This is a genomic window from Leuconostoc gasicomitatum LMG 18811, assembly GCF_000196855.1.
In the GTDB taxonomy this organism is placed as follows: Bacteria; Bacillota; Bacilli; order Lactobacillales; family Lactobacillaceae; genus Leuconostoc; species Leuconostoc gasicomitatum.
Genome location: NC_014319.1, coordinates 193,425 through 219,657, shown reverse-complemented (window position 1 = coordinate 219,657; position 26,233 = coordinate 193,425). Strand labels below are relative to the sequence as shown.

The window sequence follows — 26,233 nt, the reverse complement described above, 5'->3', positions numbered from 1 at the left end:
CCAAAAATCATTTAATAAGTTGCTATCGTGCTAAACAAAAAGAATACTATAGCCGTTGTCCAAATACCCTAAAAATATTAAATTTTTGCCCAAAAAACACAGCAAATACCAAGAAGACAATATCATTTTCCTATTTAAAATTTAGTTCTTTGTCCTTATTCTCCTTTCGTAAATGACATACAAATTAGATACTATTGATTGAATTAAAAAATCGTTATTTGTATTAAATTAATACAAACAACGAACAAACTATCGCATTCTCATCGTTTAGTTCTCAACATTATATAGCATATTAATAATTTCTTAACTATGAAAAATTTTGTGACAACACAACAGGTTCCATAATCATATATACTAGATAATTTTTCACTAAGCTAGTCAGCAGATTCTACATTTTTAATCAAAACATTAACTGACTTTATTCTTTCCACATATCCCTCTGAAAAAGTTAAACTTTTACTTCAAGTACAACACAAGCAAAGCAATTGCAGCTGGTAAACCTTGAACTAAAATAATTTTACGAGCAGCAGTTAAACTACCATAAATCGCTGCAATCAAAATAAATAGCATTTCTAATTGCAACATCAAAATTTGTTGTGGTCCAGTTAATAGGAACATTGTGGCAAAAATCAAAGCACCAAACAGCCCATTATAGACACCTTGATTTCCCAATAATGACTTCACTTCTGGTATTTTCACAAAAGATTCTTCCAATTCAAAAGCTTCCGCTTGTTGTTTTGATGAACCAAACATTTCAACAACCATAATAACAATTGCCTCTATTGCGACCAATCCTGTAATAATATATGCAAACATTTATTCTCCCTCTAGTTCAGTTACTTTAACCTTAACAACAATTTTACCACGCGCATGATGTGTTTCGCTACGTTCATGTGCTGCTCGTATTCCGTCTGTTGTCAGTGGGTATACTGAATCCACCACAATTTCTAAAGTGCCATCAGTAATCGCATCAGCTAAGATAGCTAAATCCTGGCCGTTTGTCTCAAGCCAACCTTCTGAAACTGTCTTATTAGCGGTTTGCTTTTGGGCCTCAGTAAGTGTTGCTGAAATTGTCACAAAATGACCGCCGGGTTTCAAAATAGCAATGCCATTATCAATATCACCAACCATATCAAATACGGCATCATAATCTGATAATACCTCTGCTATAGTTCCTTGATGGTAGTCAATCACACGATCAGCACCTAAACTAGTGACAAAATCACGATTGCTTTGGCTTGCTGTCGTGGCAACATACGCACCTAGCTTTTTAGCGAGTTGAATGGCATAAATACCCACACCGCCTGCACCAGCTTGGATGAGAACTTTTTGACCAGCCTTAACTTGTAATTGACGTAATATTTGTAATGCTGTTAAACCAGCCAATGGGACAGCTGCAGCTGCTTCAAAACTAATATTGTCCGGTTTACGCGCTAACTTATCTGCCTTAACCGCAGTATATTCGGCATACGTGCCATTTTTTCCTATCGGGTCAATATCAGGTCGTGCAAAAATGGCATCCCCAACATGAAAATCATGGACATCATCACCAACTGCAATAATTCTACCGGCAATATCCCAGCCTAACACAACTGGAAATTGCCATTGAAACATACCTTGTAACAACCCTTGGCGCGCTTTATAGTCGATTGGATTAATACTAGTTGCCATGTTTTCAACTAAGACTTCATCTGCCTTAATTGCTGGAACTGCTATATCACTGACTTCTAACTGGCTACTATCACCATATTGATGAATCACTGCTGCTTTCATATGCGTTTTTCCTCACGTTTAAGATAAATAATTTGCAATCATCGGCAACACAACTCCTGTGTGCGTTGGAAAAGCAAAAACTTGAGATTTGATGTCGTCACTCGTATATTGTTTGTTAATCACTGGAACCAATGCATTGATGACTTCAGGTGCAAAATCACCTATTAACGCCGCCCCAACTAATTGTTTGTCTTGGTTTATGACAATTTTTATCGCTGCGTGCACATCATTTAGTGTCTGAAAACGCATCATTTGACCATAAGGAATTTCAATAATTGTTAAATCTGGTCGTTTGTCCGCTTCAGCAGTTGTCACGCCGACCTGTGCCACACGTGGTAATGTGAAGGCAACTGTTGGGACAACCGGATAAGTAATTGGCGTCTGATCTCCCAGCAAGACCCGCGCAATATAATGTGATTCAAAAGTTGCTGTCGGTGTTAAACGTGCAATTGACTTGGAAATCACGTCGCCACTCGCATAAATATTAGCTACGGTTGTTTGTAAGTGGTTATCAACTAAGACACCTTGACGATCAGAATCAACACCAATTTCATTCAAACCAAGATCTGATATGTTCGCCACGCGACCGGTCGTATCCATCACATAATCAACTTGGTAGGTGTCGCCTTGTGCTGTTGTCACAAGATACTGTCCGTTTTCAAGTTGTGATACCTCAGATACCGCATGATTAAAGGCAAAAGTGATACCCTTCTCAGTCATGTCAGCCACGACGGTCTGCGCATAATCAGCATCAAAACCATTTAATGCGCGGTTCCCATATTCAATCAACGTCACTTTGCTACCAGCAGCATGCGCAATTGACGCAAATTCCATGGCAATGTAACCCGCACCAATGAACACCATTGATTTTGGCATGTCGGGCAAGTCTAAGAAATCCGTGCTGTCATGTGTTAATTCAGCACCAGTAATTGGTAGCTTAGCCGGACGTTGCCCAGTTGCAATAACAAATTGCTCAGCTGTATATGATTCGCCAGTAACTTTCACAGTATTGGCATCGACAAATTTTGCATGACCGGAAATAATATCGATCCCATCCACTGACAACATGTGTGCTAATCCGTCTGATAATGGATCAATGACTTCATGCTTGTATGCCATCAATTCTGGCCAAACAATATCTGGTGTCTCGTTAATTCCAATACCATGATAATGATTCAAGTGATGAATCATTTCAGCTGGCCCATCAAGCAAAATTTTGGCATTGCAACCAAAATTTGTGCATGTACCAGCAACTTTATTTTCTTCAACGAGTGCCACTTTTTTACCAGCACGTGCCAGTGTCTGCGCACCATGCCAAGCAGCATGTCCACTACCAATAAAAATTACATCATACATCATCTATTTTTCTTCCTTTTCTGCTAACATACTTTCTAAAACGTGGTTGAGCGCTTGGTTTTCTCGGAGCACGTCAGCTAACGGCCGACCACTACGTTGCAGTAACGCATCGCGTATGTCATCAATTTCTCCAAGAATTTTTTGAAATAATTGTTGTTTATCATCGGCCATTGCCAAAACTTTGACGCGTTTATCCGTTACACTTTGAACTTTTAAAACCCAACCTTTTTGGACAAGCTTATCAATAACCGGAGTGAGTGTATTACTTGATAGTTCTAATACCGTACCAATATCCATCATTTTTAATGCGTCGCGCTGGTGAATAATCAGTAAGCTCATATATTGTAAATACGACAAGTCATATTGATCCAAAACGCGATCATACAATCGGTGGAAATAACGATTTGTGTTATAAACTGATAAACACAACTCATCATATAGTAGTTCTTCTTGCACCATGTTAGCTCCTGACATTTTTCTATACCAAAAGTATATCGTATACGACACACTTTGTAAACTATTATGCTGAAAAATGATCATGTCATTATAACTGTCAATCTAACACTCTAAAAATTTGCTACCAAATAAAAAAAACGACCATACAGTCGTTAATTAACAGTGAAGTGAACTTGTCGCCAATCAATTTTATCAAAACCATCAACATTAATATGTCCTAAAAGTTTAGCAATTGTATAATTTTGTAGTCTATTTTTAAAATCCTGCTCCGCCTCGTTAAAAACTGTCAACACATCGTTTGTAGCAACTTCTAGCGCTTGTTGCACATCTTCTATACGCTTGTTTGATTGTTGGCTTAAAAAAATTCGGTCAGCGAGTTGTGTTGAATGAATGAAACTACCTATGCCCTCAATTGCTTGATAAACATCCAACAATGTAATTTTAGAAATTGGTCGTGCCAATCTGAATCCGCCTTCTTTGCTAGCAATTGCCTGAACAATACCAGCTACAACTAGCTTTCGCATCGTCTTTTTTAAATATGATTCAGAAACTTCTAGTCGATCGCTCAATAAATAACTTTTAACCGGTAAGTCATCTTTTTGCAAAGCTAGCATCACTAAGACGACTAAGCTTTGTTCCACTGCATGTGACATTTTCATAATTTCCTCCAAACATTGCAATCTAATTATCCTAGGCCGACCAAATCATTTGATTATGGCGTAATTTCCAATGATAAACACCCCAAGTTAACACCATTGATACAAGACCAATGATTAATAAAATAGTTAAGTCGTTGGCAACACTGCCACCAATAGAAATTGTTTCACGAAATGCATGAACTGAATATGTCATTGGTACCCATGGATGTATTGTTCTAAAGAATTCATTTGATAGTTCTATCGGATACGATCCAGCACTAGCACTCAATTGAAGTACCATCAGAACTAGCATAATACCTGATCCAAGTTTGCCAAATAACACATTGAAAAACAACACTAATTGATTAAATGAGAATGCTGCTACCAAGGCTACAACAAAGACCATCACAGGTCGCGCTGCATTTAGGCCGTCTATTAACACTAACAACGTTGTCATCACGAGCGCTTGACCTATCCACACTGGAAAGTTAACAGTTTGTTTATCTGCCCACCATGCGATACCACTACGTGGTTTCTTGGCTACAGTCATAAAGTCGTAGATTGTGCTTAGTGTAATCATACCAACGAACAGACCAACAGACATCATGTAAGGTGCCATACCTGTCCCATTATTTTGTACCGTTGATAAATTCGTTTGTGCGCTTTTAACAGGATTTGTTAATGCATTAACATTATCTTTATTACCATGTACTGCTTCAAGTTTAACAGCACCATCAGCCATTTTAGATGCCAATGTCTGTGCGCCATTTTGTGCTTGACCTAATGCCGACATGGCCTGTGACGTACCCGTTGTTAACTGTTGAGCCCCGCTATTCAACTGGCTAGCGCCACTATTTAATGCACCGCTTTTGTTATGCAATTGACCCAGTCCGTTATTTAATTGATTGGCACCAATCGCTAGTTGTGAATTGCCACTAGCTAATTGACTGGCACCGTTATTAAGTTGTGACGATGCAACTGTTACTTGTTTTTGACCAGCATTTAAAGTGGCTGCACCTGAGGCAAGTTGATTGGCAGCTGGTACGAATTGTTGTGCAAGTAACTGACTAATCTGAGTCAAACTGCCATTTAATTGATCAATCGCTTGCTTGTTGCCTGTCTGTGCAGCCGCTAAACCTGCTTTGAGATTCGGCAACACCGATTGCAGTCGTGTTAATTGTGGCAACAAATCTCTTATTTGTCCCAATTGTCCCTGCAATGTCGTGGCCGCTTGACCACTTTTTTCAAGATTGCCTTTTAAATCGCTAGCTGTTTGCCCAAACTGCTGGGCAATATCTGGATTAGTTGCCATAAAGGCTTGAAATTTAGGATTTTTAGCTAAATCATTTATTTTTTGTGCATCAATTCCTGCACCTTGAACACCAGATTGTAAATCGGTACCAGCTTGTGTCATCGCATCAGTATCAATAGTACTATTAGGAATTTGAATTTTATTCACTGCCGTCGTGAGCTCTGTCATTAGATTTTCTAGTTGGTTTAATTTGTCAACCGTTTGTTTATCTTGTTGCCCCTTTGTAATACTATCACTAACTTCTTGCAACTTTTTTGATAATTCTTGTGCCCCAGTTGCCAGTTGTTGACTCCCGGCTTCTAGTTGTGGTGCGTTTTTTGCTAACTGAGATGTTCCAGAAGCCAATTGGTTAGCCCCATTAGCAGCAGAATTAGCACCACTAGTAAGTTGATTGGATCCATTGTTAGCTTGCGATACACCATTCGTATACTGATTCAAACCACCTGCCAATGTTGATGAACCAGATGTTAATGACGATGCACCATCATTTAATTTTTTTGTGCCATCGGCAAGTTGACCTAAGCCGTTATTTAATTGATTTGCACCATTAGCACCTGCTTGCAAGCCTTTTTGTGACGATTTTGTAGCTGACAAAATTGTTTCGTTATAAACTTTTTGTAACGATTTTGTGACACTCGTTTGAATTTTAGCTGCTGCTGAACTCGTCATTTTTTCAGCAATAAAACTTTGTCCTGCATTATGTGCAATGGTTATTTTAGAAGCATTTGGTTTGCCACTTAGTAGTGTGCCGGCATTACTTGTAAAGTCACTTGGAATAGTGATCGTCATATAATATTTACCTTGCTTTAAACCATCTTGAGCTTTTTTATATGATACTTCACTTATTTTTAAAGGTTGATCTTTTATTAATTTATCTGATAAATCAGATCCCAGATGCTGAGTCTTGCCGTTAATCTTAGCTGCTTTATCCTGATTAACCACAGCTACAGGTAAATGACTAACATTCCCATAAGCATCCCACAGAGATGACAAAAATATCACCGCATAAATACTTGGAATTAAAGTAATGCCTATCAATAGTAATTTTAAACCACGTAATTTACCAATGCGTTGCCATTCTGCGCTTTTCCAAAACTTCATGTGCCAAACCTTCTTTTTCGTGTACTTTAAATGTCTATGGATATATTATATACACGGTTAAGGTATTTTGCAAACAAAAAAACATCAATCTATTATTATTTGATGTTTTCTCTTATTAATTAAAGTTGATCTCTCAACAATTGTTTGATTTCTTCTAAACTAGGTTGGCGTGGATTACCTGGTGTGCACTGATCATTGTAAACAAGGTCTGTCAACTGATCAATGTTGCTTTCTAAATCCGCTTTCTTAACGCCATTGCCTGTCAAAGTTTGGTCAACTTCAACCGACTTAGCTAACGTTTTTACAGCAGCAATCAAAGCATCAACCATCTCAGCATCCGTATTACCCTTTAATCCAAGGTAACGGGCAATATCTGCATAATCTTTTTGCGCTGTGTAAGTTTCATAGCGTGGATAAGGGGTACGCTTAACGTTACCAGTCACCGCATTAAATTTGATCACATGAGGCATTGCAATTGCAATTGCCAAGCCATGAGGCAAACCGAATTCACCACCAGTTTTGTGGGCTAGCGAATGGTTAATTCCTAAGAACGCATTGGCAAACGACATACCAGCTAAAGTTGAGGCATAGTGCATCTTTGTGCGTGCATTTTGGCCTTCTTTTGTCGGATTTTTTGGATCGTATTGGTACGATGTTGTCAAATTGTCAAAAATCAACTTGATAGCTTGTAAAGCCCAAGGGCGTGTAAATTCTGATGCCATAACTGACACATATGATTCAAATGCATGTGACAAAGCATCTAAGCCTGAGAATGCTACTGTGCGCTTTGGCACGGTCATAACAAACTCTGGATCGACAATCGCCACCTCGGGTGTCAATTCATAATCAGCCAATGGGTACTTAACATGTGTTTGATCATCAGTTATTACCGCGAATGGTGTCACTTCTGAACCAGTACCAGATGTTGTTGGAATAGCAACCATTTGCGTCAAACGCGCATGATAGAACTTAACGATACGCTTACGAATATCCATGAATTTTTGTTGCAATTCCATGAACAACTCTTTGATACCGTCTTCGTCTTCTAAAATGCCTTCGTGACGTGTTGAATATTCGTACAAGAAGCGCGCAATTTTTCCTGCATCAAGCGCTGAACCACCACCAAGTAAAATGACAGTATCTGGCTTAAATGCAGCCATTTGGCGGGCAATATCAACGGCTTGTGATAAGGTTGGGTCAGGTTTAACTGAACCATAAATGTTTGTTTCTACCTGTTCTTGACGTAATTCAAGTTGGCTCAATACTTTACCAACAAATCCGAACTGAACCATACCAGGATCAGCAACAATGAATGCTCGCTTAATTGATGGCAATTCTTGCAGGTAAGTGATTGCATTTGCTTCATAGTAGACTTCTTTAGGTAAACGAATCCACTGTGGTCGGTTACGTCTGCGAGCCACTGTTTTAATATTAAGCAAGTCATATGTTGATAAGTTGTGAGACAATGAATTCTTCCCCCATGATCCGGTACCAAGCGTCAATGATGGCCGCATAGCATCTGTATAGATATCGCCAACACCACCGATTGAATCCGGTTGGTTAACCAAGATACGTGATGCACCAATTGCATCCGCATATTCTTTAATAAATGGATCATCTTGTGAACCAATTTGAATAGCAGCATTGTGTCCGGCACCTTGATAGTTCAGCAATGATTGTACTGTTTTAATAGCTTCTTCGCGCTTTTCAACCTTATAAATTGAAAGTAACGGTGACAACTTTTCTGAAGACAAAGCTTCACCAATATTCTTTTGATCCAATTCAAACAGTAAGACATCTTTGCCTTCAGGAATTTTCACACCAGCTTGTTCAGCAATCCAACGGCCTGACATACCAGCAACTGGACCAGCAATGCCAAAGCCTTCGGCATTTGGCTTAAACACATAATCAGCAATTTTTTTGTAGTCTTTTTTAGGTACTAAATAAGCACCTTGATCCTGCATCTTTTGAAGCACTTCATCATAAATTGGGGCTTGAATGACTGCTGAATTCTCAGTAGCACAGATCATACCATTATCAAAACGCTTTGACAATAACAAATCAGATACCGCACGATCAGTATCAACTGTTGCATCTAGGTAAATAGCCCCGTTTCCAGCACCAACACCCATCGAAGGATTTCCCGACTTCAAGGCTGCATTAACCATTGCAGGCCCACCAGTAGCTAGAATAGATGCTATGCTATGATTTTGAATTAACGCACTAGTACCATAAAGTGATGGCTTTTCAATCCACTGAATAAAGTTTTCAGGTGCACCAGCTTTAACAGCTGCATCATAAACAATTTTGGCAGCAAGTGCCGATGATTTTTGTGCTTGTGGATGAAATGCAAAGATGATTGTGTTTCGTGTCTTAGCTGTTAGCATTGACTTGAAAATCGTTGTCGATGTTGGGTTAGTTGTGGGCACGATACCAGCCAAGACGCCTAACGGTGCAGCCAATTCAACTTTCCCTTGAATTTTATCTTCGCTGATGACACCAACTGTCTTATCAAACTTGATTGCGTTATAAACAGATTCTGATGCAAAACGATTTTTTGTATCTTTATCTTCAACAACACCTCGACCAGTTTCATCATAGGCTGCATGAGCTAATACTAAAGAATTTTCTGAACCTGCTAATGCCATCGCTGCTACGATTTTATCGACTTGTTTCTGTGTATAGGTCGAAAACGTTGCTAATGCTATTTTTGATTTTTCAACTAATGCTGCTGTCATTGCTTCAGCTTGTATTTGTAGTTCTGCTTTTTCTTCAGGTGTCAAAACCTTTTTTACGGGCTTTTTTACAATTGTATCTGCCATAATGATGTGCTCCTTTTATTGTTTGCTCATTACTTAACAATATAAGTATATAACACCCGTTTATAAAAAGCAAGTATTTTTATAAAAGTTTTTAATCTACTGTTATAATAGGATTTGTAAGCGCTTTCTATTATTTTTATAGATTGTGTATTAATTTACAATATATCTATGAAATACATCTTATTCCCTAAATTTATAATACACCATTACAGAAAAAAGATAAGTTATAAATAACTTATCTGTCAGATATGACTATATTTCATCTCATAAATGATACTAAAATTCCTGCAATAACCAAAACGAGTGCACCACCAATTCGATTTCCCATCTGTGCAAAAGCAATCAAATGCATACGATTTGATGCGGCCAAAACTGCAACGTTTCCAGTTCCTCCCATGCTATTATTAGCCAATCCTGCTGTGATAACTGATTCAACTGGATAAAGTCCAAACATCTTTCCTAAGAAAGCACTTGCTAATGATATAATGATGATACTAGTTACACACAAAACAACAAACTGCCAAGATAGTGCACTCAATAATAACTTAATATTCAACAATGATAATCCAACACCGGCAAGTAAAGCATGTGTCATATTCTTTACGACCAGTTGTCCGAACATAATCACTGATTCTTCATAATAAACGGGTAACAACCCGAGTGCCTTAATTAATACAATTGTTAAAATAATAAAAGCATAAGCGTTAATATTTGGGAAAAGGGCACTCAACATTGTGCCAAATACAAAGAATGATACCGAAATGACAAGACCCACACCCATCTGAATATAGTCTGGCTTCAATTCCTTTGCAACTTTTTCACTGCTATTTTTACTATGTAACAACTCTCCGTGTCCATTGTATTTACTCGTCATAAATATTTTAGAAACCAAACCGGCACTAATAATAGCCAATAAATTACCAAAAATAACTGCTGGAAATAACTGAGATAATATTGCTGCAGCTGGACGTCCAAACGCATGCGCATATATGCCTGACAAAGGGACGATACCAGCACCAACGCCACCTGCCATAATTGGTAAACTGATGTACAACACTGCGTGAGCAAACCCCTCACCAATTAGCATTCCCATTAAGCCAACACCAAAAAATGTGATTGCCATTGAGATAAATGCAACAGGTAAGAATCTTATAGCCGCACTTAACAACATTTTACGATTCATCTTAAAAATTGATGAGCCAATTAAGGATACAATATATAATCCCAGGAAATCCATACCGTTAATAAATCCTGAGGCAGTATGAACAACTGATTGTGGCATAATACCTGTTGTGACCAATATAGCTGTCGCCAAAATAGTAAACACGGATCCGCCACCTAGATACGACTTAAAAATAGGTAGATGCGCCCCTAAGTAATAAAAAATATGTCCCATCAAAACTAAAACTAAAATAGCACCGATCATTGTATTCGGTAAGGTGTGTGTCTGTATCGCTACTACCAGCAAAATTGCCATTAAAATATAAGCAACCAAGCCAATACCACTTATTTGAATTGCATCCATTTTAGCAAGTCGGCTGCGCCAGTTATGCATCGTATTTTTACTATCATTATTATCTAGCATTATTTAAATTCTCCATCATCCATTAGTTATAAAATTCACAAAATGTTGTAAAAATAGACATAATCATCACTTTATAGTAATCACCTTCTTAGTTATTTTTTATTTCTCTATCCCTTTATAAAGCTTATAATATTACTATTAAAGGATTTATAGTCTTCTACCTGTGGCATATGTCCGACATTATTAAGCGTTACCAATGTTGTGAACTCATTGTTTAATTGTTCACAATAATCAAGATAACCCTTTCCCCATATTGATGTACATGCGCCTTTAACAAATAACTGTGGTACTTTAATGTCTCTAACTACTTGACACCAATCTTGCAATAAATGGTCAATCAGCAATTCATGACCTAAATCAAAATCAAAAGGATTTAATTTTTTAACGCCATTTAGTATTACTCGTAACTCATTATCTATTGGTTGTTTATTCATTTTTAAGAAAGGTATTTGCTCAGAAATCATCAAAAGATTGTCCCATTTTAAATTAACTAAACCACCCGACCATCCCTCATCGTTAAACAATTTTGGCGATTCATCTATTATGATGATGCAATCAATGTTTTGATAACCAAAGAGTACTGTATAGGCCCATATCACACTGCCACCCATGGAATGTCCTATCAATCTAACACCTCTCAACTTCAAATTTAAAATTAACTCATGTAAATCTGCAGCCAATCGCATAATTTTTAAATTTTTTGCCGTATGTGTCGAGGCACCATGACAGCGCCAATCCAAGGCAATCACCCGAAAACCAAGTTCGAGTAAACAGGCTGATTGATAATACCACTCTTCTTTCACACCAGCATATCCAGTTAACAAAATTACCGCTTGACCATCGCCTTGATCTGTATAAGACAGCTTAACTTTGTCACTTGTTATAAAACTCGTCATATACCACCAACCAACCTTGCAAGGAAAACCGTTGAAATTAAATTATCCGCGGTGCCACCTATACTTAAATGACGTTGCACAAATTCAACATCTAATTTTTTTAAATAAGTTATCCCCGCAGATGTTTGACTGCCACCTAATTCAAAATACGTCGCTGACCATTGCTTGAGTTCTGTTAAAATATCAGGACTACCTGCACGCTTAATTAAGTTAGTATCAACAATAGAACTCGCAATTTTCATCAATGTATCTAATAGACGCTGACTCGTTGATCCTACAGATTTTAATAAGAACGGCAACGCCATATCCATAACTATGGGAAAACCCGCTGCAGCCTCGCCACGAATTCCTGGCAATCGGTATTGTTGATATTGCTGTTCACCAGCAGTTAATTTTTGTTTCTTTTTATATAGATTTTTAAAGTCATGCTGTACCAAGTTAACTGTCATTTTGGTTATAATTTTTTGCAAATCATTTACAGTGACACCACCAATTTTTGTACCATAAGCAATTGCAGAAATTAAAATGCCTAACGAAAATATTGCCCCTTTATGCGTATTAACGCCATGTGTTGCACCACACATTTTTGCTTCAGCTCTTACGCCCAATTGCCTTAATGTTTCAAACATTACTGTCAAATCATCTCCTGAAAAATCATGTGATATGGCATAAGCTTCGTTAAAGTATTGTTGTAATGACAGACTGCTATCGATAAATGTGAAAACTGTCATATCACTATGTGCGCCATTACTCACAGGATCTACCAACCCTGGTTTTGGATTTAGTGATACTTCATACAATAATGCTGTCATGGCGGCACGTACAATTTGATCTTGTGATTGTTTTGAAATTGTTATCTGTTTTTTCATATATATCGTACAAATTTTATTAATTGCGTCATAACCAGATTCAAGCGTATGAACCCCTTGTTTAATACATGTTTTCGCGTCTTTATCGCAAATGAAGCAAGTACGGGCCCGATACCCTAAACTACGCCGCGACAATTGCTGCTCATTTTGTTCAGCCATAATATCTATGTCAAACAAGCGACCAATGGGGCTTGTTTCTTCAAATGAAATCGTCGCCAATTTAACTGCTTTCAAATCTCCTAAAACGGCCAAAAAGCCTTCAGGACCAGTTGTATTTTCAATAAAAAATCGTTCGTAAACAATTTTAAATTGCTTTAAATATTGCTTGATGTCGCGCAAACCAAAATTATAGCTATCCTTAAGTAGTGGACTACTTTTAATTGGTCCGGGTATATTTAACTTAATGCTGACAATAATTGCTGTTGGATACTTTATTTTTAATCTTTCTTGGTAATGACTACGCCATTCCTTATTGTCTAATACAGACATCAAGTCAATTGATCGGCCATTTTCAAAGACGTTCATTCAGTTGCCTCTTTCCATTCTTAAATCTATGTACACGAACCTTCAGGTTCGTTGTTTAAACTCATTATTTCACTTGTTTAATCACGTCAATTAATGTCCCATCTCGGTATTCAGCAACTGCAACAACACGATCTGTAAACTGCAATGGTTTTGGTGTCCCAACAATTTTTGCCGCTTTTTCTTGCAATGCTTCAATTGTGTAAAGAGGTAGCCCAGGGACATTCTTTAATTGAGCCATTAAGTCTTGTCGTTTTGGATTAATAGCGATCCCAACTTCTGTCACAATCACATCTATTGAGTCACCTGGTGTGATAACTGTGGTAACTTCAGGCACAATTGTTGCAATGCGTCCTCGAACAAGTGGCGCTGAAATGATGGTTAATTTAGCCATTGCCGCATCTTGATGACCGCCAATAGCACCACGAATAATGCCATCTGATCCGGACATGACGTTAACGTTAAACTTCGTGTCAATTTCTAAAGCAGATAAAATGGCAACATCTAATTTGTCAACCATAGCGCCTTTATTAGCTGGATCAGCATACCAAGAAGCATCAATTTCTTGTTGGTATGGATTATCCTTCATTGATTCAGCCGCACCTTTGTCAAAATCTTGAACATCCATTACTTTGGCAACTAGTCCTTCATTTAACAAATCAACCGTTGGTTTAGTAATACCACCCAATGCAAAAGCTGCCTTAATATTTTTTTCAATCATTGCTGTACGTAAAAACCTTGTAACAGCCAGCGCCGCACCACCTGAACCCGTTTGAAATGAAAAGCCATTTTTAAAGTACTCGGAATTAACAATGACATCGTTAACCGTTTTAGCAATTTTAAGTTCCTTAGGATCTTTAGTAAATCGTGTTGCACCTGAGCCAATTTTATCTGGGTTCCCAACTTCATCTACTTGAACAATATAATCAACTTGAGTTTGCTTAATAGAAGCTGGTGTATTAGGATACGGCTTAATATTATCTGTAATCAAAACCAACGTATGCGCATATTGAGCATCAATTAGCGCATACCCTAATGAACCAAAAGCTGCTACACCATTCATACCATTGGCGTTTCCCATATCGTCAGTGTTTGGTACACCCAGAAAGGCAACGTCAATTTTGATATCACCACTCTCTATGGCACGAGCACGGTTACCATGAGATCTGAATATAACAGGATTTTTCAAAATACCATGTGACACAGCATCACCTAAACTACCACGCATACCTGAGGAGGTAATATCAGTTACGACACCCTTTTGAATGGCTTCAACAACAATATCATTCATCACATTTGTCAAAGATGATGGCGCCAACGTCAGATTTTTATAACCATGATCGATAATACTGCGCATGATTTTGTTAAAGACATAGTCTCCTTCACGAAAATGATGATGAAACGAAATTGTCATACCATCTCTAACAGTTTGTGTGACAACTTCATCTACTGAGTCTAAAATTTTATTCTGACCAGTTGTTGCCTTGACTTTAGGCGCAACGCGTTGAATTGTTGGCTGACCATAATCAACGCCCCTAAATATTTGACTGTCTGATTGTTTTAAAATATCGTCAGGTATATCACGTTCTACTTTATTTTTCAATGTAGTTTCCCTCCTCATCAACTAAATTATTAGCTTTAGCTAAACGCATGACACGTTCAGCACGTAATACGACTGGTCTGTCAACCATTTGTCCATTCATAGAAATAACACCCGAGCCTTTTTGTTTGGCGTTCTCAATAGCAGCGATGACATTTTGAGCAACTATAATTTCTTTTTTCAATGGCTGATATACCTGATTAACCATGTCAATTTGTCGCGGATTAATTAATGACTTACCATCAAAACCAAGTTGATGGATTAACTCAGTTTCACGTTTAAATCCTGCTTCATCGTTCAAATCAGTGAATACAGTATCAAAGGCAGCAATACCAGCAGCTCTAGCTGCATGTAAAATAACATTTCGTGCATACAATAACTCTTGTCCATCAGGATAACGATGTGTTTTCATATCTGTTGTATAATCTTCAGCTGATAACGCAATACCAATCATTCGTTCGGAAGATCGTGCAATTTCATTGGCGTTGACAACGCCACGTGCAGACTCAATCGCAGCCATTAAATGTGTTGTCCCAATCTCACGTCCGAATTCTATTTCAGCTTCAGCTACTAGGCCTTCAAGATCTCGTATCATATCTGCCGTTTCAACTTTAGGCAAACGAATCACATCAATTCCCGCCTTAACCATCGCCTTAATATCATTACGATAGAAGGGTGTATCCAGCCCATTAATGCGCACAACTAGTTCGGAGCGACCATAATCAACTGTTTTCAACGCCTCATATACCAAGTATCGCGCAGCATCTTTTTCTGAAAGCGATACAGCATCTTCAAGATCAAACATAATAGAATCAGCCCCAAAAATACCTGCGTCTTTAACCATTGCTGGATTATTTCCTGGCACAAACATCATGGTACGACGTAATTTTTCTTCTATAGCCATTACAGCACCTCCCACTTAGGTTCATCTATAATATCGAGAGCTCGTTGTACTACTGCAACAGTTCGCGCTTTAATAACCATATCCAAGGCGCCTTTATCTACCACTTTTACAATGGCGTTTTGAACGTCATACTCTGACAGAACTTGATTAATCGTTTCCTTAATTGCCTCATCAAATTGTTTAGCAACATCTGATACGAGGTCAAATACAATGCCATCCGTTCCCGGAGTTAACATAATTTGAACATCAGATGACTCCAATGTTCCCGCTATTGCGGTTTTCTTAATTTCCATTAATCTTTTGTCCCTTTCTAATGCGCATTTGCAGTTCAGCTAAATGTTGGCTAATAAATTTTTTTGTGGTCTCAGGCACTATCTCAGACCACGTTTCAAAATCATCATCCGCAATCGCTTGCCGAACTTTACGAGCTGATATTATTTCTGTTTGATTATATTGTGCTATTCTGGGTACGATTATTACGTTTATCTCTGGTTTTAATTCACGTACTAATGTTTGATTATATAAAGAAGTTGTATAAGATAGCGGTTCACTACCGACATATCTCGTTTGAATTGACAATGATAGGGCAATAATGTTCTTAAAAATACGCGCATCTATTGTTGTTTGGTAATCAATAACTTGTTGTGTATTGGTTATAAAATACGACGGAAAAGTTAAATAACTAATGATATAGTCACCACCTGCAACAACAACAACATTTTTTAAATCTTTGACCCCCTGCTTGACTAATTCAAAACGTTCATCTGTATGGAATAAAGAAACATCTTGGTTAACAACAAATACATATACTAAATTATTTTCACTTGCTGCTTTTTCAATTAAGTATCGGTGCCCTATCGTAAATGGATTCGCATTAACAACAACACTCCCTATTTTTTGAACACCTTGTGGTGCTTTTGGAATAGTATTTAAAAAATCTTGGACATCCGGTGCCCCCTTCTCAAGAAGAGCACCTTCATTTGAATTAGCTAGCAATTTAAAGCCAATATGTTCAAAACTTTGTACATATAATGGTTTTGTATATACAAATTGATGAAATCGTCCTAACAAAGCCATGCGATTTTCTAAAACTGTCATCAATTGATTAAACCTTGCGCCCTTGATCATTTCGCCAATGACGCAAGTGCCGACATATTTTATAATGTTTCCTGCGATGGATCCCGTTGCAACTAGTTGATCGCCATCATAAATACCTATTGTTTGCTCAATCACATCTAACTCTTGATCATCAAATTGGGTAATACCAAGTTTAATCAGAAATGCTTGCCAATTCTTTTTTTGAGTGGCATTTGACATATAAATGTCTTGAACTGTGCTTGTCATGAACTTAATTTCCACTTAATTGTTTTGCATAATCTAAAATTGATTGTTCCACTGCATGCACATTGCCTTTACCAAAAACACCAGGAACAACGTGTGTGGCATCAGGATTTTCAATCATATCAGCCAGTGCATGTGCCACACGTATCTGTAATGGCATATCAACATGCTTCAGACCACTTGATAGTAACCCTTTAAATAATCCAGGAAATACCAAAACGTTATTCACTTGGTTAGGCCATTGCGATGATCCCGTTGCCACAACCGCTGCGCCGGCATTTATCGCTTCTTCTGGTGATATTTCCGGCACAGGATTAGCTAATGCAAAGATAATTGGCTTCTTGGCCATACGTCTCACTTGACTATCAGTTAGCACATTTGCATCTGACAAACCAACAAAAACATCTTGATTTACAATAACTTCATCGAGAGTTGCCCCAACGCTTTGATTTACTTGAGTCGTCAATTCACGTTGATAACTGTTATATTTCTGATTATCTGATCGCACAACACCATCAATATCAACTAATGTGATGTTTTTTAAACCAACTGCCAATAAAATTTTAGTTGTTGCGACACCTGCCGCACCAATACCATTAACTAATACTTTTAATTGTTGTAAATTTTTTCCAACAACTTTTGCAGCATTAATAAGGCCTGCAAGAACGACAATTGCCGTACCTGTCTGATCATCATGATAGACAGGAATATCGAGTTCCTCACTCAAGCGTCGTTCAATTTCAAATACGCGTGGCGCACCAATATCTTCTAAATGAATACCAGCAAATGAGGGGGCCATTGCTTTTATTGCATTGACAAATTCATCAACACTTACTTGATTTAACGCCATTGGCAAAGCATTCACATTAGCAAAGTTTTTATAAATAAGCGCCTTCCCTTCAACAATTGGTAAACCAGCCGCAGGACCAATATTGCCTAATCCTAATACAGCTGAACCATCGGTGATCACTGGAATTAATTTGCCACTCATGGTATAAATGTTTTTTTTCGATTCATCGTTAGCAATTAATTTTGCTAACCCTGCAACTCCTGGCGTGTATGCCTCACTCAGTGCTGATGGTGTTTTAATGTCAAATTGCGACTCTATATCCAAAACCCCAGTATGTGCCTCATGAATTGACAGCACTTCTTTCATATCTACCAAAATGTCCCTCTTTTCTAATTTAGGTCAAGTTTGCATGTACTCATGTACAGTTGTTAACAAGTCTCATTCTAGTAATTGCTTAAAACCAAGTCAATACTTTTTGTCTTAAATTTTGAAATAAAAACCATAAAACGTTTAATTTTTTAAATATTTAAAATAAGTTGATTTTTTTAAATTCGTATTTTTAAAATTCATTCAATTAATTAAACGATTGTTTAATTAATGAAATACTAGTAAAATATATTTATGTGGAGGATCTCATGACCGATCGTGCATTACTTTCTCAAATTTCTCAAGATTATTACCTCAACAAATTACCGTTCGGGGATATCTCAAAAAAATATAATATTAGTCGTTATTTAATCAATAAATATCTCAATGAAGCTGTTAAAAATGGTATTGTCAAGATTGAAATTACCGAAAACTCTCACCGTAATTCACAGCTAGAACATATATTACAAGATAAGTTTTCTAATGTTAATTTTTATGTGGTGCAAGACGACATTAACAACATCACCACATCAACTCATTTATCCAATTTTGCTGCTGAATTCGTTGGTGAATTATTGCAAACTAATAATAAAGTTGTTGGTCTCACATGGGGCGAAACAATATATAGTATGATAGACAGCTTGAAAAGTACGCCACTAGAACGTGTTAAATTTACACAATTTTTAGGTGAAAATATGAAATATAATTCTACCGCTGGATCAATACGGATGGTAGAACGCGCTGCAAAAAAAGTTTCTGGTGAATTTTTAACGTTACCGGCTCCACTTTACATTCTTAATGATATTGTGCGTGGTGGCTTATACTCTGAACCATCTCTACAAAATACCTTAGCGCTGGCAAGTCATATGGATTTTCTTATTACAGGCGTAGGAACAATTCGATCGCTAGACTCGATTCCAATTTGGCACAATAATTTAAATGGTATTTTCCCTTCAATAAACGTTAAAAGCGTGGTAGGCATGATCTTTGGCCGGCCATATGATATTAATGGCCGCTTTTTAAATCAAGGTGATGATAAAATTGTTGGACTGCCCGTTTCACAAATATTACAAGTTCCAAAACGAATTTGTTTAGTTCGTGGTAAATCAAAATACCAAGCTGTCATTGGTGCACTCCGTGGCCAATTAATTACTGACATCATTCTCAGTGAAGCAATGGCTTATAGAATTTTGAATGAACATACATTAAAATAACGTCAAAAAAACGCCCAATAGGTTAGATAAACCTATTGGGCGTTTTTTTGACGTTATAATAACTTGAAGTGCTTAGACTACTTTGCTATGTTTTTAATTCAAGTCTAGAGATCAGTCAAAAATCATAAATTTAGAAATGAAATAATTAACCACAATTGCAATCACTTGGATTACAAAAACTGCAATGACAGCATTGAATGATATACTATCATACACCCACCCGTGTAGCCACGACCAAGATAATTCAAAGGGAAACGTTTGAAAATTAATTGTCTTCAGTCGTAACAAACGAATAAATAGGTCACTATAGCGTTCAATCATAATATATGTTAATAAAAAATCAATTCCGGCAACAAATAACCTACCAACGCTAAATCTTATCAACTGCACGACAACATGCCGACTTTGATTATCCGCAAACACAAAAAACTTATTCACCACGAAAGCAAACAAAACCGTCACAACTTGTGCAATCAATACAGGCAACATTGCCTGATTTAATAGCGCCATTGTTAAAAATCGCACCAAAAAATAAACCAGTGTCGTAATGACGCCCCAAAACAGGTATTTTATTTTCTCGGATTTTAAATAACGTTCTGCCATATGCCCTTTAAATGCTTTTCTAATTAAAAAAACGGAACGAACATTAATGTTCATCCCGATTATGACGCTAATGAAAATAATTCTCTTTATTACAACATAAATATAGTATGTTAGTCAAGTAATCAATGGAAAACCATGCCACCATCAACAATAATTGTTTGACCTGTCACATAATTTGAATCATCACTAGATAAGAAACTAACAACACTAGCAATTTCTTCAGGTTCACTCAAACGGCCTAGAGCAATGCCATCTGAGAATTGCGCCATGCCCCATTCATCATCTTTTCCAGCATTTTGACCGACTTCGTGTGCTATATCCCACATCATAGGCGTTTTAACAATCCCTGGTGCAAACGCATTAACTGTAATTCCAAATTGTGCTAATTCCTTGGCTGTTGTTTGTGTGATACCGCGAATAGCAAATTTTGTCGACCCGTATACGGTTAAGTTTTCATTACCCTCAACACCAGCTTGTGACGTAGCATTAATGATTTTACCGCCATGCCCCAATTCCTTAAACGCTTCTGTTGCGGCCTGAGTTCCCCACACAACACCATTAACATTAATACCCCATGTCCAATTCATGTCATCTTCTGTAACAGCCATTATTGGTGTCGTTGGTGCAACTCCGGCATTGTTAACAATAACATTCAGATCACCAAAGGCTTCTTTTGTGGCTTTGACTGCTTCAAAAACCTCATCACGTTTAGCAACATCAGCACGAATCGCAATGGCTTCTCCACCATTGGCGTTAATGTCATTTGCTACTCTTTGCACTTTTTCCAAATGTCGGCCAATTAGGGACACTTGGAATCCGTCTTTCACTAAACGATGTGCAATTGCCTCGCCAATTCCCTGACCTGCGCCTGTTACTAATGCTACTTTACTCATGATTAAATTCCTTTCTTAGTTATCTGCCTTCATAGTTTATAGTTCATAATATACACCTAGTTTGTGAATAAGTAAACTAATTAATTTAATCAATTTTATAAAAAATGGTTATCACGAGCTGGTCTTGTTATAATAACAATATTATGGTTCTTGGGAGAATTGCATGTACTACATCGATGGTCAATTTTATCAACTTGGTTTAAAACAAAAAATTAGTTTTTTCGTTATTTCACTCATTGTTAATTCATTTGGTAATGGTTTAAGTGTGGCATCTAGTATGGGTTCAGCTCCATGGACAGCTAGCGCTGCAAATTTATCCAATGCTAGCGGTTTACCAATTGGCATTTTTTTAGCAGTAGTCGCCATCACAGTAGCCTTTTTAAATATGTTTCTTGCCATGAACTTCAACTGGCCCCGTCTCATTGGCAACATTATTTTTGGTCTGTCCTTTAGCTTCTTGGTGAGTTTTTTCGCTAATTATTTTGTCAGTATTGGTATCCACTCACTTGCTTGGTGGTTACGTATACCGATTGATTTCTTTGGTATCTGGACTATTGGTGTCGCAATTTCTATTTACCAACGTGTCAATTGGATTTTACACCCCTTAGATGATCTCACAAATATTTTACGTTTCGACTATTTTCATGGCAATGCCTCAACAGCACAAATGAGTAACTTTGCTGCTGCAATTGGTCTGTCGATATTTGCTTTTATTTTTAGCCATCAATTTGTCGCATTAGGTATTGGTACAGTCTTGTCCTTTTTCTTTCAAGGCCGAAATATTGCTTGGTCAGATAAACATATTTTCAAGCATCTTGTCCATGGCGATGTGAGAGGTAATTAAAAAGTGCTGATAATCCTATGTTAAGAATTATCAGCACTTTTTAACTGTATTTATTATTGAATTTTGTTTGACCAAATGATAACCAGAGATTGAATCCTAAACTAATGACAGTTTGAATGCCATACAGTATATTCTCATTTATGCCGAAAAACACAGCACCACCTATCAGTATAGTATTAACAATAATTACTATAAGCTGCCACCAACCTGAATGACCCATGTCATGTAACCGTCGAGCATATAAAGCTAAATTAGGGACAATAATAATGATTGATAATATGACAGAAATAACAGCAACTAACATTATTGTCCCAAACAATGGTGTTTCATCAGTCATAGACGCCCCATGCTTACCAAAAAAAGCACCTAGACCAGCAACACAAACTATCAATATGGCAATTATCCAGTAGATAATACTCCAAAACCAAGTCATCCAGTTAAATGCACTTCTTGAGCTTGTGCCAATAAATCGCTTATATTGTTTAAAAAAATCTGTTAATGCGCCCCAAGCTGTCATAAAAACATCCCCTATTATTATTTTTTCAAGTTTACCATTATCTCCTTTTAATGGCAATAAAAAACAGCCGAGGCTGTTTAAGCATTACTTATTAAAAATTTTTTTCGTTGCCTGCTTGACCGCAGCATTATTCAAAAAAGCATATGTCACAATAACTTGTATCGGATACATCATAATCGACTTAATCAAGCGTGGTATGAGTAACGTGACAAACGAATCCCATGTATGCACTTGAGAGTACATGATGAACAACCATAATGTATTCATACCAGCATTAACAACAAACGTTACTAAGCCAACTGCCCCTAAAATTCTAAGCCAACTGACATGCACTTGATTGTAATAAAACAAGGCATATATTAGCCCAGCAGTAATCGCTGATAATGTAAATCCCAGAAAAAATGTACCGCTTGGATTAATAATTGTTGCACCAACAACATCTAAGATAGTTGCAATCATCATGGTCCATACTGGACCATACCATTTAGCAATTAACGACATTGCCACAAACACAAAACTAATTTTGAGAACGTTTGTACCAACAGTTAATTTGCCTAAGACTATATCAAGTCCTACCAGTAAAGCCAGTACCACAAATTGACTCACGTCTAATTTGGGTAGTGACCAAGTGCCTTTAACAGGCGTTGTGTTTTGAACTGCCATAGTTCTGAACCTCCGAGTGGAGCGCTCACCGCAAAACATATATTGGTGAATGTGATATCTGCATCGCACAAAAAACTAAAACGTGGTTTTCCCACATGATATTTTTTATTTCGTTGAAGGCTCACATTCCGTCTCCCTCACACTTAACGCGCAGATATCTACCCCTTTTTTTATTTGTCATATTGACTCACCCATTGTAGCATCTTTCTATCCGAACAATACAAAAATAGTAAACATGTTAAAATAATGACATATAAGACGATCAATAATGACGTTTCAAGGCGGATAAACATGACACACAATTTATTAGAAAAACCTCTCATCACAATTACCAATGTCATTTGGAGTTTTGATGCTCAAACACATGATATTAAACTTTTGTTAATTAAACGTTCTGACAGCCCTTTTAAAGATTTTTGGGCTTTGCCTGAAACTTGGCTACGCATCAATGAAAGTGCTCATGACGCGACTTTGCGACTAGTTAAAGAAAAACTCGGTCTAGACTTACCAGATGTTCATGCCGAACAGTTAGCAACTTTTACAGATCCATCACGTTCACCAGAAGAACGTGCGCTATCTTTAAGTTATATGACCTTTTTGCCACAGCAACCGTTGCTGAACCCCGGTCCTGGTGCAACAGACGCACAATGGTTCACACTTCAAAAACAAAAATCAGGTCTTTTTCGTTTCAAAAACCTTGATTTTGTTTTTACGACGTTAGCCGATGACGATTACATTAATCACAAAAATCAAATGGCTGACAAACATTTAGCTTTTGATCACAATTGGATTTTAACTGTTGCCACCAAAAGAATTATGAACAAATTGAATTATCAACCGACTATTCTCTTAATTCTCGGACCATCTTTCACTTTAAAAATGGCCCGTCATGTATTTGGCGTTTTTGGAAAAACTGAACCTGACAACTCAAATTTCTTACGAAACCACCAAGACCTGTTACAACCTCTTGGTGCAAGCATTCAGAATAAACCTGGACGTCCTGCAAAACAATATCGGTTGCTTATTAATTAGATTTCATGTACAATTCTCTTTAATAAATAAAAGTTAAAAAAACTTTTATTAACATTAGGAGAATTTATGATGGATAACTCTAAACGTTTCTTATTAATTATTGGTACAGCTTGGATGATTGATGCCCTCGATGTGGCACTATTATCGTTTATTATGCCCTTATTAAAAACAGAGTGGGCACTCAATGCAACCCAATTAGGTGTTGTTGCGGCTATTACTTCTGCTGGTATGATGGTCGGTGCCCTCTTGTGTGGTAGACTTTCCGATGTGTTTGGCCGTAAAAAAGTATTAATAGGGACGCTCATATTATTTTCGCTCAGTAATTTAGCACTTGTTTTTGCCCCAAATGTCACTTGGTTTATAATCATTCGTTTTATCACAGGCATTGGTCTTGGCGGCGAATTACCTGTTGCAGCAACCATTATTGCCGACCGCTATACCGGTAAAAAGCGTTCACAAATGTTAGTGTTGAGTGACAGTTTTTGGGCTTATGGTTGGATTCTAGCATCATTAATCGCGTTTTTTGTCATTCCCCATTTTGGTTGGCGTATCGCTGTCATGCTAACTGTCATTTTTGCTAGCTATGCACTCGTGTTAAGAAAACATTTACCACCAGATCCCTCAGTCAAAAACAAGCCCACAACACAGCCATTTCAAGAACTACTATTCCCTAAAAACAAACGACCATTCATCATGATCAGTATTGTTTGGTTGATTGTCATGCTAACCTATTATGGCATATTTCTTTGGCTTCCCAGCGTGTTAGTTTTACGTGGTTTTCCAATTGTCAACTCAATAGGCTATACCTTGATCATGAGTATCGCGCAATTACCTGGTTACTATTTAGCAGCTCATCTTTTATCAAAGATTAATCCCAAAAAATTATTAATCACCTATCTTCTGGGTACCATTGCCTCAAGTTTAGTTTTCATTCTGTCAACTAGTTTACCAATGGTCTTGCTCTCTGGAGCCTTTCTATCTTTCTTTGATCTTGGTGCATGGGGAATTTTGATTGCTCTTACCCCCAGTTTATTTCAAACAAATATTCGTGGTACAGCTATGGGAACAGCTCAATCTATTGGTAGATTTGGTGCTACCATCGGGCCTTTTCTGGTTGGTTGGTTGTTAGATATGAAAACAGGTATTGCCTTTATCTTTAGCCTGTTTGTTGCACTATTGCTTATTGCTGTCATCATCATTAATTTTGGTATCAGTGAACAGCCCTCACAATAAGGTTTTAGCGATTTTTTCTACCATCACAATAAAATCCTGAATCTCAGGACGATTGTTATGTTGATGATTAATTAAATAAAAATCACGATTAAAACTATCTGGCAATTTTATAAAGGACATATTTTTTGGCAGTGTCTGACTACTAACGATCGATTTACCAATATTTTCTGACAGCATTTTGACAATAATATCATTATTCGTAATAGTTAAAAAATGTTCTGGTACAATATTTTGTTGTTTGAAATATTGTTGCATATAATGATAAACACCTGATCCTTTTTCTCTCACCAGCCACATATCGGAGGCAAGATTTCCTGCTAATACCAACTGATCTTTAGCCAACGTGTGGCGTACAATAAAATCATTCGTGATAGGCTTTTCAATGAAACCTAAATCGAATTGCTTATTCAATACCCCAGCCAAAATTTCTTCAGAATTATGCATTTCGACTTTTAAATTCATACTATTAAGCGTTGATTTTGATAATTGTGCTATGATTTTTGGCAACAAAACAGTTGCCGTCGTTTGTGAAGCACCAATACTAATGCTTGTACGCGTATTTTCTGTTGTCAAATCTAAACTCGCTGTTGCCTCTTGCCAGTCATCGAGTAATTGCGTCGCATGTTGATAAAACCGACGCGCATTTAATGTTGGTGATAAAAACATACGCCCATTACGGTCAAATAATTTAACATTTAATTGTTCTTCTAGTTGCTTAATATGCACGCTAACTGTTGGTTGCGAGATAAAAAGTTGATCTGCTGCTTTTGAAAAAGATCTTGTTTCATAGACAGCAATAAATGTTTTTATTAGTTTAAGCATCATCGCCCTATCCATTACGTTTATTAATTGAATATATTATAAACATTTATTTTACAAATAGCAAATAAACGCGTAGCATGA

General features: G+C 37.2%; 24 protein-coding genes and 1 riboswitch. Of the genes, 4 read left to right on the top strand and 20 right to left on the bottom strand.

From position 1 onward, the window contains the following. Window positions 1-456 precede the first annotated feature (456 nt). The 15 genes from LEGAS_RS01100 to LEGAS_RS01030 form a co-directional block, all read right to left on the bottom strand. A complete protein-coding gene (locus LEGAS_RS01100; protein ID WP_010387440.1) occupies window positions 457-816 on the bottom strand; it encodes a DUF1304 domain-containing protein in 360 nt (119 codons plus the stop codon). Next, complete coding sequence (locus LEGAS_RS01095) at window positions 817-1,773, bottom strand: NADP-dependent oxidoreductase (protein WP_010387441.1); 957 nt, start codon at window positions 1,771-1,773, stop codon at window positions 817-819. An 18-nt stretch (window positions 1,774-1,791) separates the two neighbouring features. Continuing rightward, window positions 1,792-3,132, bottom strand: a complete 1,341-nt coding sequence (locus LEGAS_RS01090) for a dihydrolipoyl dehydrogenase family protein (RefSeq protein ID WP_013231167.1) — start codon at window positions 3,130-3,132, stop codon at window positions 1,792-1,794. Beyond that, the gene (locus LEGAS_RS01085) at window positions 3,133-3,588 is read right to left on the bottom strand and encodes a MarR family transcriptional regulator (RefSeq protein WP_010387443.1); all 456 of its coding nucleotides are present in this window, start codon (window positions 3,586-3,588) and stop codon (window positions 3,133-3,135) included. Window positions 3,589-3,737: 149 nt separating this feature from the next. Continuing rightward, complete coding sequence (locus LEGAS_RS01080) at window positions 3,738-4,244, bottom strand: RrF2 family transcriptional regulator (RefSeq protein WP_010387444.1); 507 nt, start codon at window positions 4,242-4,244, stop codon at window positions 3,738-3,740. Window positions 4,245-4,275: 31 nt separating this feature from the next. Beyond that, a complete protein-coding gene (locus LEGAS_RS01075; RefSeq protein WP_010387446.1) occupies window positions 4,276-6,636 on the bottom strand; it encodes a YhgE/Pip domain-containing protein in 2,361 nt (786 codons plus the stop codon). A gap of 119 nt (window positions 6,637-6,755) precedes the next feature. Continuing rightward, window positions 6,756-9,458: a bifunctional acetaldehyde-CoA/alcohol dehydrogenase gene (adhE, locus tag LEGAS_RS01070; protein ID WP_010387449.1), complete on the bottom strand. Its 2,703-nt coding sequence runs from the start codon at window positions 9,456-9,458 to the stop codon at window positions 6,756-6,758. A gap of 259 nt (window positions 9,459-9,717) precedes the next feature. Continuing rightward, a complete protein-coding gene (locus LEGAS_RS01065; RefSeq protein ID WP_013231166.1) occupies window positions 9,718-11,043 on the bottom strand; it encodes a 2-hydroxycarboxylate transporter family protein in 1,326 nt (441 codons plus the stop codon). Window positions 11,044-11,150: 107 nt separating this feature from the next. After that, complete coding sequence (locus LEGAS_RS01060; RefSeq protein WP_013231165.1) at window positions 11,151-11,939, bottom strand: alpha/beta fold hydrolase; 789 nt, start codon at window positions 11,937-11,939, stop codon at window positions 11,151-11,153. Beyond that, window positions 11,936-13,333 carry a triphosphoribosyl-dephospho-CoA synthase CitG gene (gene citG, locus LEGAS_RS01055; protein WP_010387450.1) on the bottom strand — a complete coding sequence of 466 codons (1,398 nt, stop codon included), beginning with the start codon at window positions 13,331-13,333 and terminating at the stop codon, window positions 11,936-11,938. The genes LEGAS_RS01060 and citG overlap by 4 nt, the downstream gene beginning before the upstream one ends. A 64-nt stretch (window positions 13,334-13,397) precedes the next feature. Continuing rightward, window positions 13,398-14,933 carry a citrate lyase subunit alpha gene (gene citF / locus LEGAS_RS01050; RefSeq protein WP_013231164.1) on the bottom strand — a complete coding sequence of 512 codons (1,536 nt, stop codon included), beginning with the start codon at window positions 14,931-14,933 and terminating at the stop codon, window positions 13,398-13,400. Then, window positions 14,923-15,834, bottom strand: coding sequence for a citrate (pro-3S)-lyase subunit beta (gene citE / locus LEGAS_RS01045; protein ID WP_010389614.1), 912 nt, complete (start codon window positions 15,832-15,834; stop codon window positions 14,923-14,925). The genes citF and citE overlap by 11 nt, the downstream gene beginning before the upstream one ends. After that, window positions 15,834-16,127, bottom strand: a complete 294-nt coding sequence (citD, locus tag LEGAS_RS01040) for a citrate lyase acyl carrier protein (RefSeq protein WP_010389616.1) — start codon at window positions 16,125-16,127, stop codon at window positions 15,834-15,836. The genes citE and citD overlap by 1 nt, the downstream gene beginning before the upstream one ends. Continuing rightward, window positions 16,117-17,178 (bottom strand): [citrate (pro-3S)-lyase] ligase, encoded by a 1,062-nt coding sequence (gene citC / locus LEGAS_RS01035; RefSeq protein WP_013231163.1) that lies wholly within the window; start codon window positions 17,176-17,178, stop codon window positions 16,117-16,119. The genes citD and citC overlap by 11 nt, the downstream gene beginning before the upstream one ends. A 4-nt stretch (window positions 17,179-17,182) precedes the next feature. Further along, window positions 17,183-18,340, bottom strand: a complete 1,158-nt coding sequence (locus LEGAS_RS01030; RefSeq protein ID WP_013231162.1) for an NAD(P)-dependent malic enzyme — start codon at window positions 18,338-18,340, stop codon at window positions 17,183-17,185. Window positions 18,341-18,600: 260 nt separating this feature from the next. Between LEGAS_RS01030 and LEGAS_RS01025 the strand changes: the two genes are divergently transcribed. Further along, the gene (locus LEGAS_RS01025; protein WP_013231161.1) at window positions 18,601-19,545 is read left to right on the top strand and encodes a sugar-binding transcriptional regulator; all 945 of its coding nucleotides are present in this window, start codon (window positions 18,601-18,603) and stop codon (window positions 19,543-19,545) included. A 111-nt stretch (window positions 19,546-19,656) separates the two neighbouring features. On the opposite strand, the gene LEGAS_RS01020 is transcribed toward LEGAS_RS01025, so the two are convergent. Both LEGAS_RS01020 and LEGAS_RS01015 read right to left on the bottom strand, forming a co-directional pair. Continuing rightward, entirely contained in the window at window positions 19,657-20,148 is a 492-nt protein-coding gene (locus tag LEGAS_RS01020) for a GtrA family protein (RefSeq protein WP_010383932.1), read from the bottom strand. Between the two features lie 122 nt (window positions 20,149-20,270). After that, window positions 20,271-21,041: a (S)-acetoin forming diacetyl reductase gene (locus LEGAS_RS01015; protein WP_010383934.1), complete on the bottom strand. Its 771-nt coding sequence runs from the start codon at window positions 21,039-21,041 to the stop codon at window positions 20,271-20,273. Window positions 21,042-21,204: 163 nt separating this feature from the next. On the opposite strand from LEGAS_RS01015, the gene LEGAS_RS01010 reads away from it, so the two are divergent. After that, window positions 21,205-21,885 carry a DUF6198 family protein gene (locus tag LEGAS_RS01010; protein WP_010383937.1) on the top strand — a complete coding sequence of 227 codons (681 nt, stop codon included), beginning with the start codon at window positions 21,205-21,207 and terminating at the stop codon, window positions 21,883-21,885. A gap of 40 nt (window positions 21,886-21,925) precedes the next feature. On the opposite strand, the gene LEGAS_RS01005 is transcribed toward LEGAS_RS01010, so the two are convergent. Both LEGAS_RS01005 and LEGAS_RS01000 read right to left on the bottom strand, forming a co-directional pair. Further along, the gene (locus tag LEGAS_RS01005; protein ID WP_013231160.1) at window positions 21,926-22,402 is read right to left on the bottom strand and encodes a DUF805 domain-containing protein; all 477 of its coding nucleotides are present in this window, start codon (window positions 22,400-22,402) and stop codon (window positions 21,926-21,928) included. A gap of 84 nt (window positions 22,403-22,486) precedes the next feature. Continuing rightward, window positions 22,487-23,065 carry a folate family ECF transporter S component gene (locus LEGAS_RS01000; protein WP_013231159.1) on the bottom strand — a complete coding sequence of 193 codons (579 nt, stop codon included), beginning with the start codon at window positions 23,063-23,065 and terminating at the stop codon, window positions 22,487-22,489. Window positions 23,066-23,106: 41 nt separating this feature from the next. Beyond that, window positions 23,107-23,233: riboswitch (THF riboswitch) on the bottom strand. A 123-nt stretch (window positions 23,234-23,356) separates the two neighbouring features. Here LEGAS_RS01000 and LEGAS_RS00995 point away from each other — a divergent pair. Then, a complete protein-coding gene (locus tag LEGAS_RS00995) occupies window positions 23,357-24,097 on the top strand; it encodes an NUDIX domain-containing protein (protein WP_010383940.1) in 741 nt (246 codons plus the stop codon). 69 nt (window positions 24,098-24,166) lie between these two features. Further along, window positions 24,167-25,330, top strand: coding sequence for an MFS transporter (locus tag LEGAS_RS00990; protein ID WP_010383942.1), 1,164 nt, complete (start codon window positions 24,167-24,169; stop codon window positions 25,328-25,330). Here the strand turns inward: LEGAS_RS00990 and LEGAS_RS00985 are convergent. Further along, window positions 25,322-26,152 carry a LysR family transcriptional regulator gene (locus LEGAS_RS00985; RefSeq protein ID WP_010383944.1) on the bottom strand — a complete coding sequence of 277 codons (831 nt, stop codon included), beginning with the start codon at window positions 26,150-26,152 and terminating at the stop codon, window positions 25,322-25,324. The genes LEGAS_RS00990 and LEGAS_RS00985 overlap by 9 nt on opposite strands. Window positions 26,153-26,233 lie beyond the last annotated feature (81 nt).

Coding starts and splice junctions, on each gene's coding strand:
- LEGAS_RS01100 (WP_010387440.1), bottom strand. CDS start 816: ATGTTTGCATATATTATTACAGGATTGGTCGCAATAGAGGCAATTGTT.
- LEGAS_RS01095 (WP_010387441.1), bottom strand. CDS start 1,773: ATGAAAGCAGCAGTGATTCATCAATATGGTGATAGTAGCCAGTTAGAA.
- LEGAS_RS01090 (WP_013231167.1), bottom strand. CDS start 3,132: ATGATGTATGATGTAATTTTTATTGGTAGTGGACATGCTGCTTGGCAT.
- LEGAS_RS01085 (WP_010387443.1), bottom strand. CDS start 3,588: ATGGTGCAAGAAGAACTACTATATGATGAGTTGTGTTTATCAGTTTAT.
- LEGAS_RS01080 (WP_010387444.1), bottom strand. CDS start 4,244: ATGAAAATGTCACATGCAGTGGAACAAAGCTTAGTCGTCTTAGTGATG.
- LEGAS_RS01075 (WP_010387446.1), bottom strand. CDS start 6,636: ATGAAGTTTTGGAAAAGCGCAGAATGGCAACGCATTGGTAAATTACGT.
- adhE (WP_010387449.1), bottom strand. CDS start 9,458: ATGGCAGATACAATTGTAAAAAAGCCCGTAAAAAAGGTTTTGACACCT.
- LEGAS_RS01065 (WP_013231166.1), bottom strand. CDS start 11,043: ATGCTAGATAATAATGATAGTAAAAATACGATGCATAACTGGCGCAGC.
- LEGAS_RS01060 (WP_013231165.1), bottom strand. CDS start 11,939: ATGACGAGTTTTATAACAAGTGACAAAGTTAAGCTGTCTTATACAGAT.
- citG (WP_010387450.1), bottom strand. CDS start 13,333: ATGAACGTCTTTGAAAATGGCCGATCAATTGACTTGATGTCTGTATTA.
- citE (WP_010389614.1), bottom strand. CDS start 15,834: ATGGCTATAGAAGAAAAATTACGTCGTACCATGATGTTTGTGCCAGGA.
- citD (WP_010389616.1), bottom strand. CDS start 16,127: ATGGAAATTAAGAAAACCGCAATAGCGGGAACATTGGAGTCATCTGAT.
- citC (WP_013231163.1), bottom strand. CDS start 17,178: ATGACAAGCACAGTTCAAGACATTTATATGTCAAATGCCACTCAAAAA.
- LEGAS_RS01025 (WP_013231161.1), top strand. CDS start 18,601: ATGACCGATCGTGCATTACTTTCTCAAATTTCTCAAGATTATTACCTC.
- LEGAS_RS01020 (WP_010383932.1), bottom strand. CDS start 20,148: ATGGCAGAACGTTATTTAAAATCCGAGAAAATAAAATACCTGTTTTGG.
- LEGAS_RS01015 (WP_010383934.1), bottom strand. CDS start 21,041: ATGAGTAAAGTAGCATTAGTAACAGGCGCAGGTCAGGGAATTGGCGAG.
- LEGAS_RS01010 (WP_010383937.1), top strand. CDS start 21,205: ATGTACTACATCGATGGTCAATTTTATCAACTTGGTTTAAAACAAAAA.
- LEGAS_RS01005 (WP_013231160.1), bottom strand. CDS start 22,402: ATGACAGCTTGGGGCGCATTAACAGATTTTTTTAAACAATATAAGCGA.
- LEGAS_RS01000 (WP_013231159.1), bottom strand. CDS start 23,065: ATGGCAGTTCAAAACACAACGCCTGTTAAAGGCACTTGGTCACTACCC.
- LEGAS_RS00995 (WP_010383940.1), top strand. CDS start 23,357: ATGACACACAATTTATTAGAAAAACCTCTCATCACAATTACCAATGTC.
- LEGAS_RS00990 (WP_010383942.1), top strand. CDS start 24,167: ATGGATAACTCTAAACGTTTCTTATTAATTATTGGTACAGCTTGGATG.
- LEGAS_RS00985 (WP_010383944.1), bottom strand. CDS start 26,152: ATGCTTAAACTAATAAAAACATTTATTGCTGTCTATGAAACAAGATCT.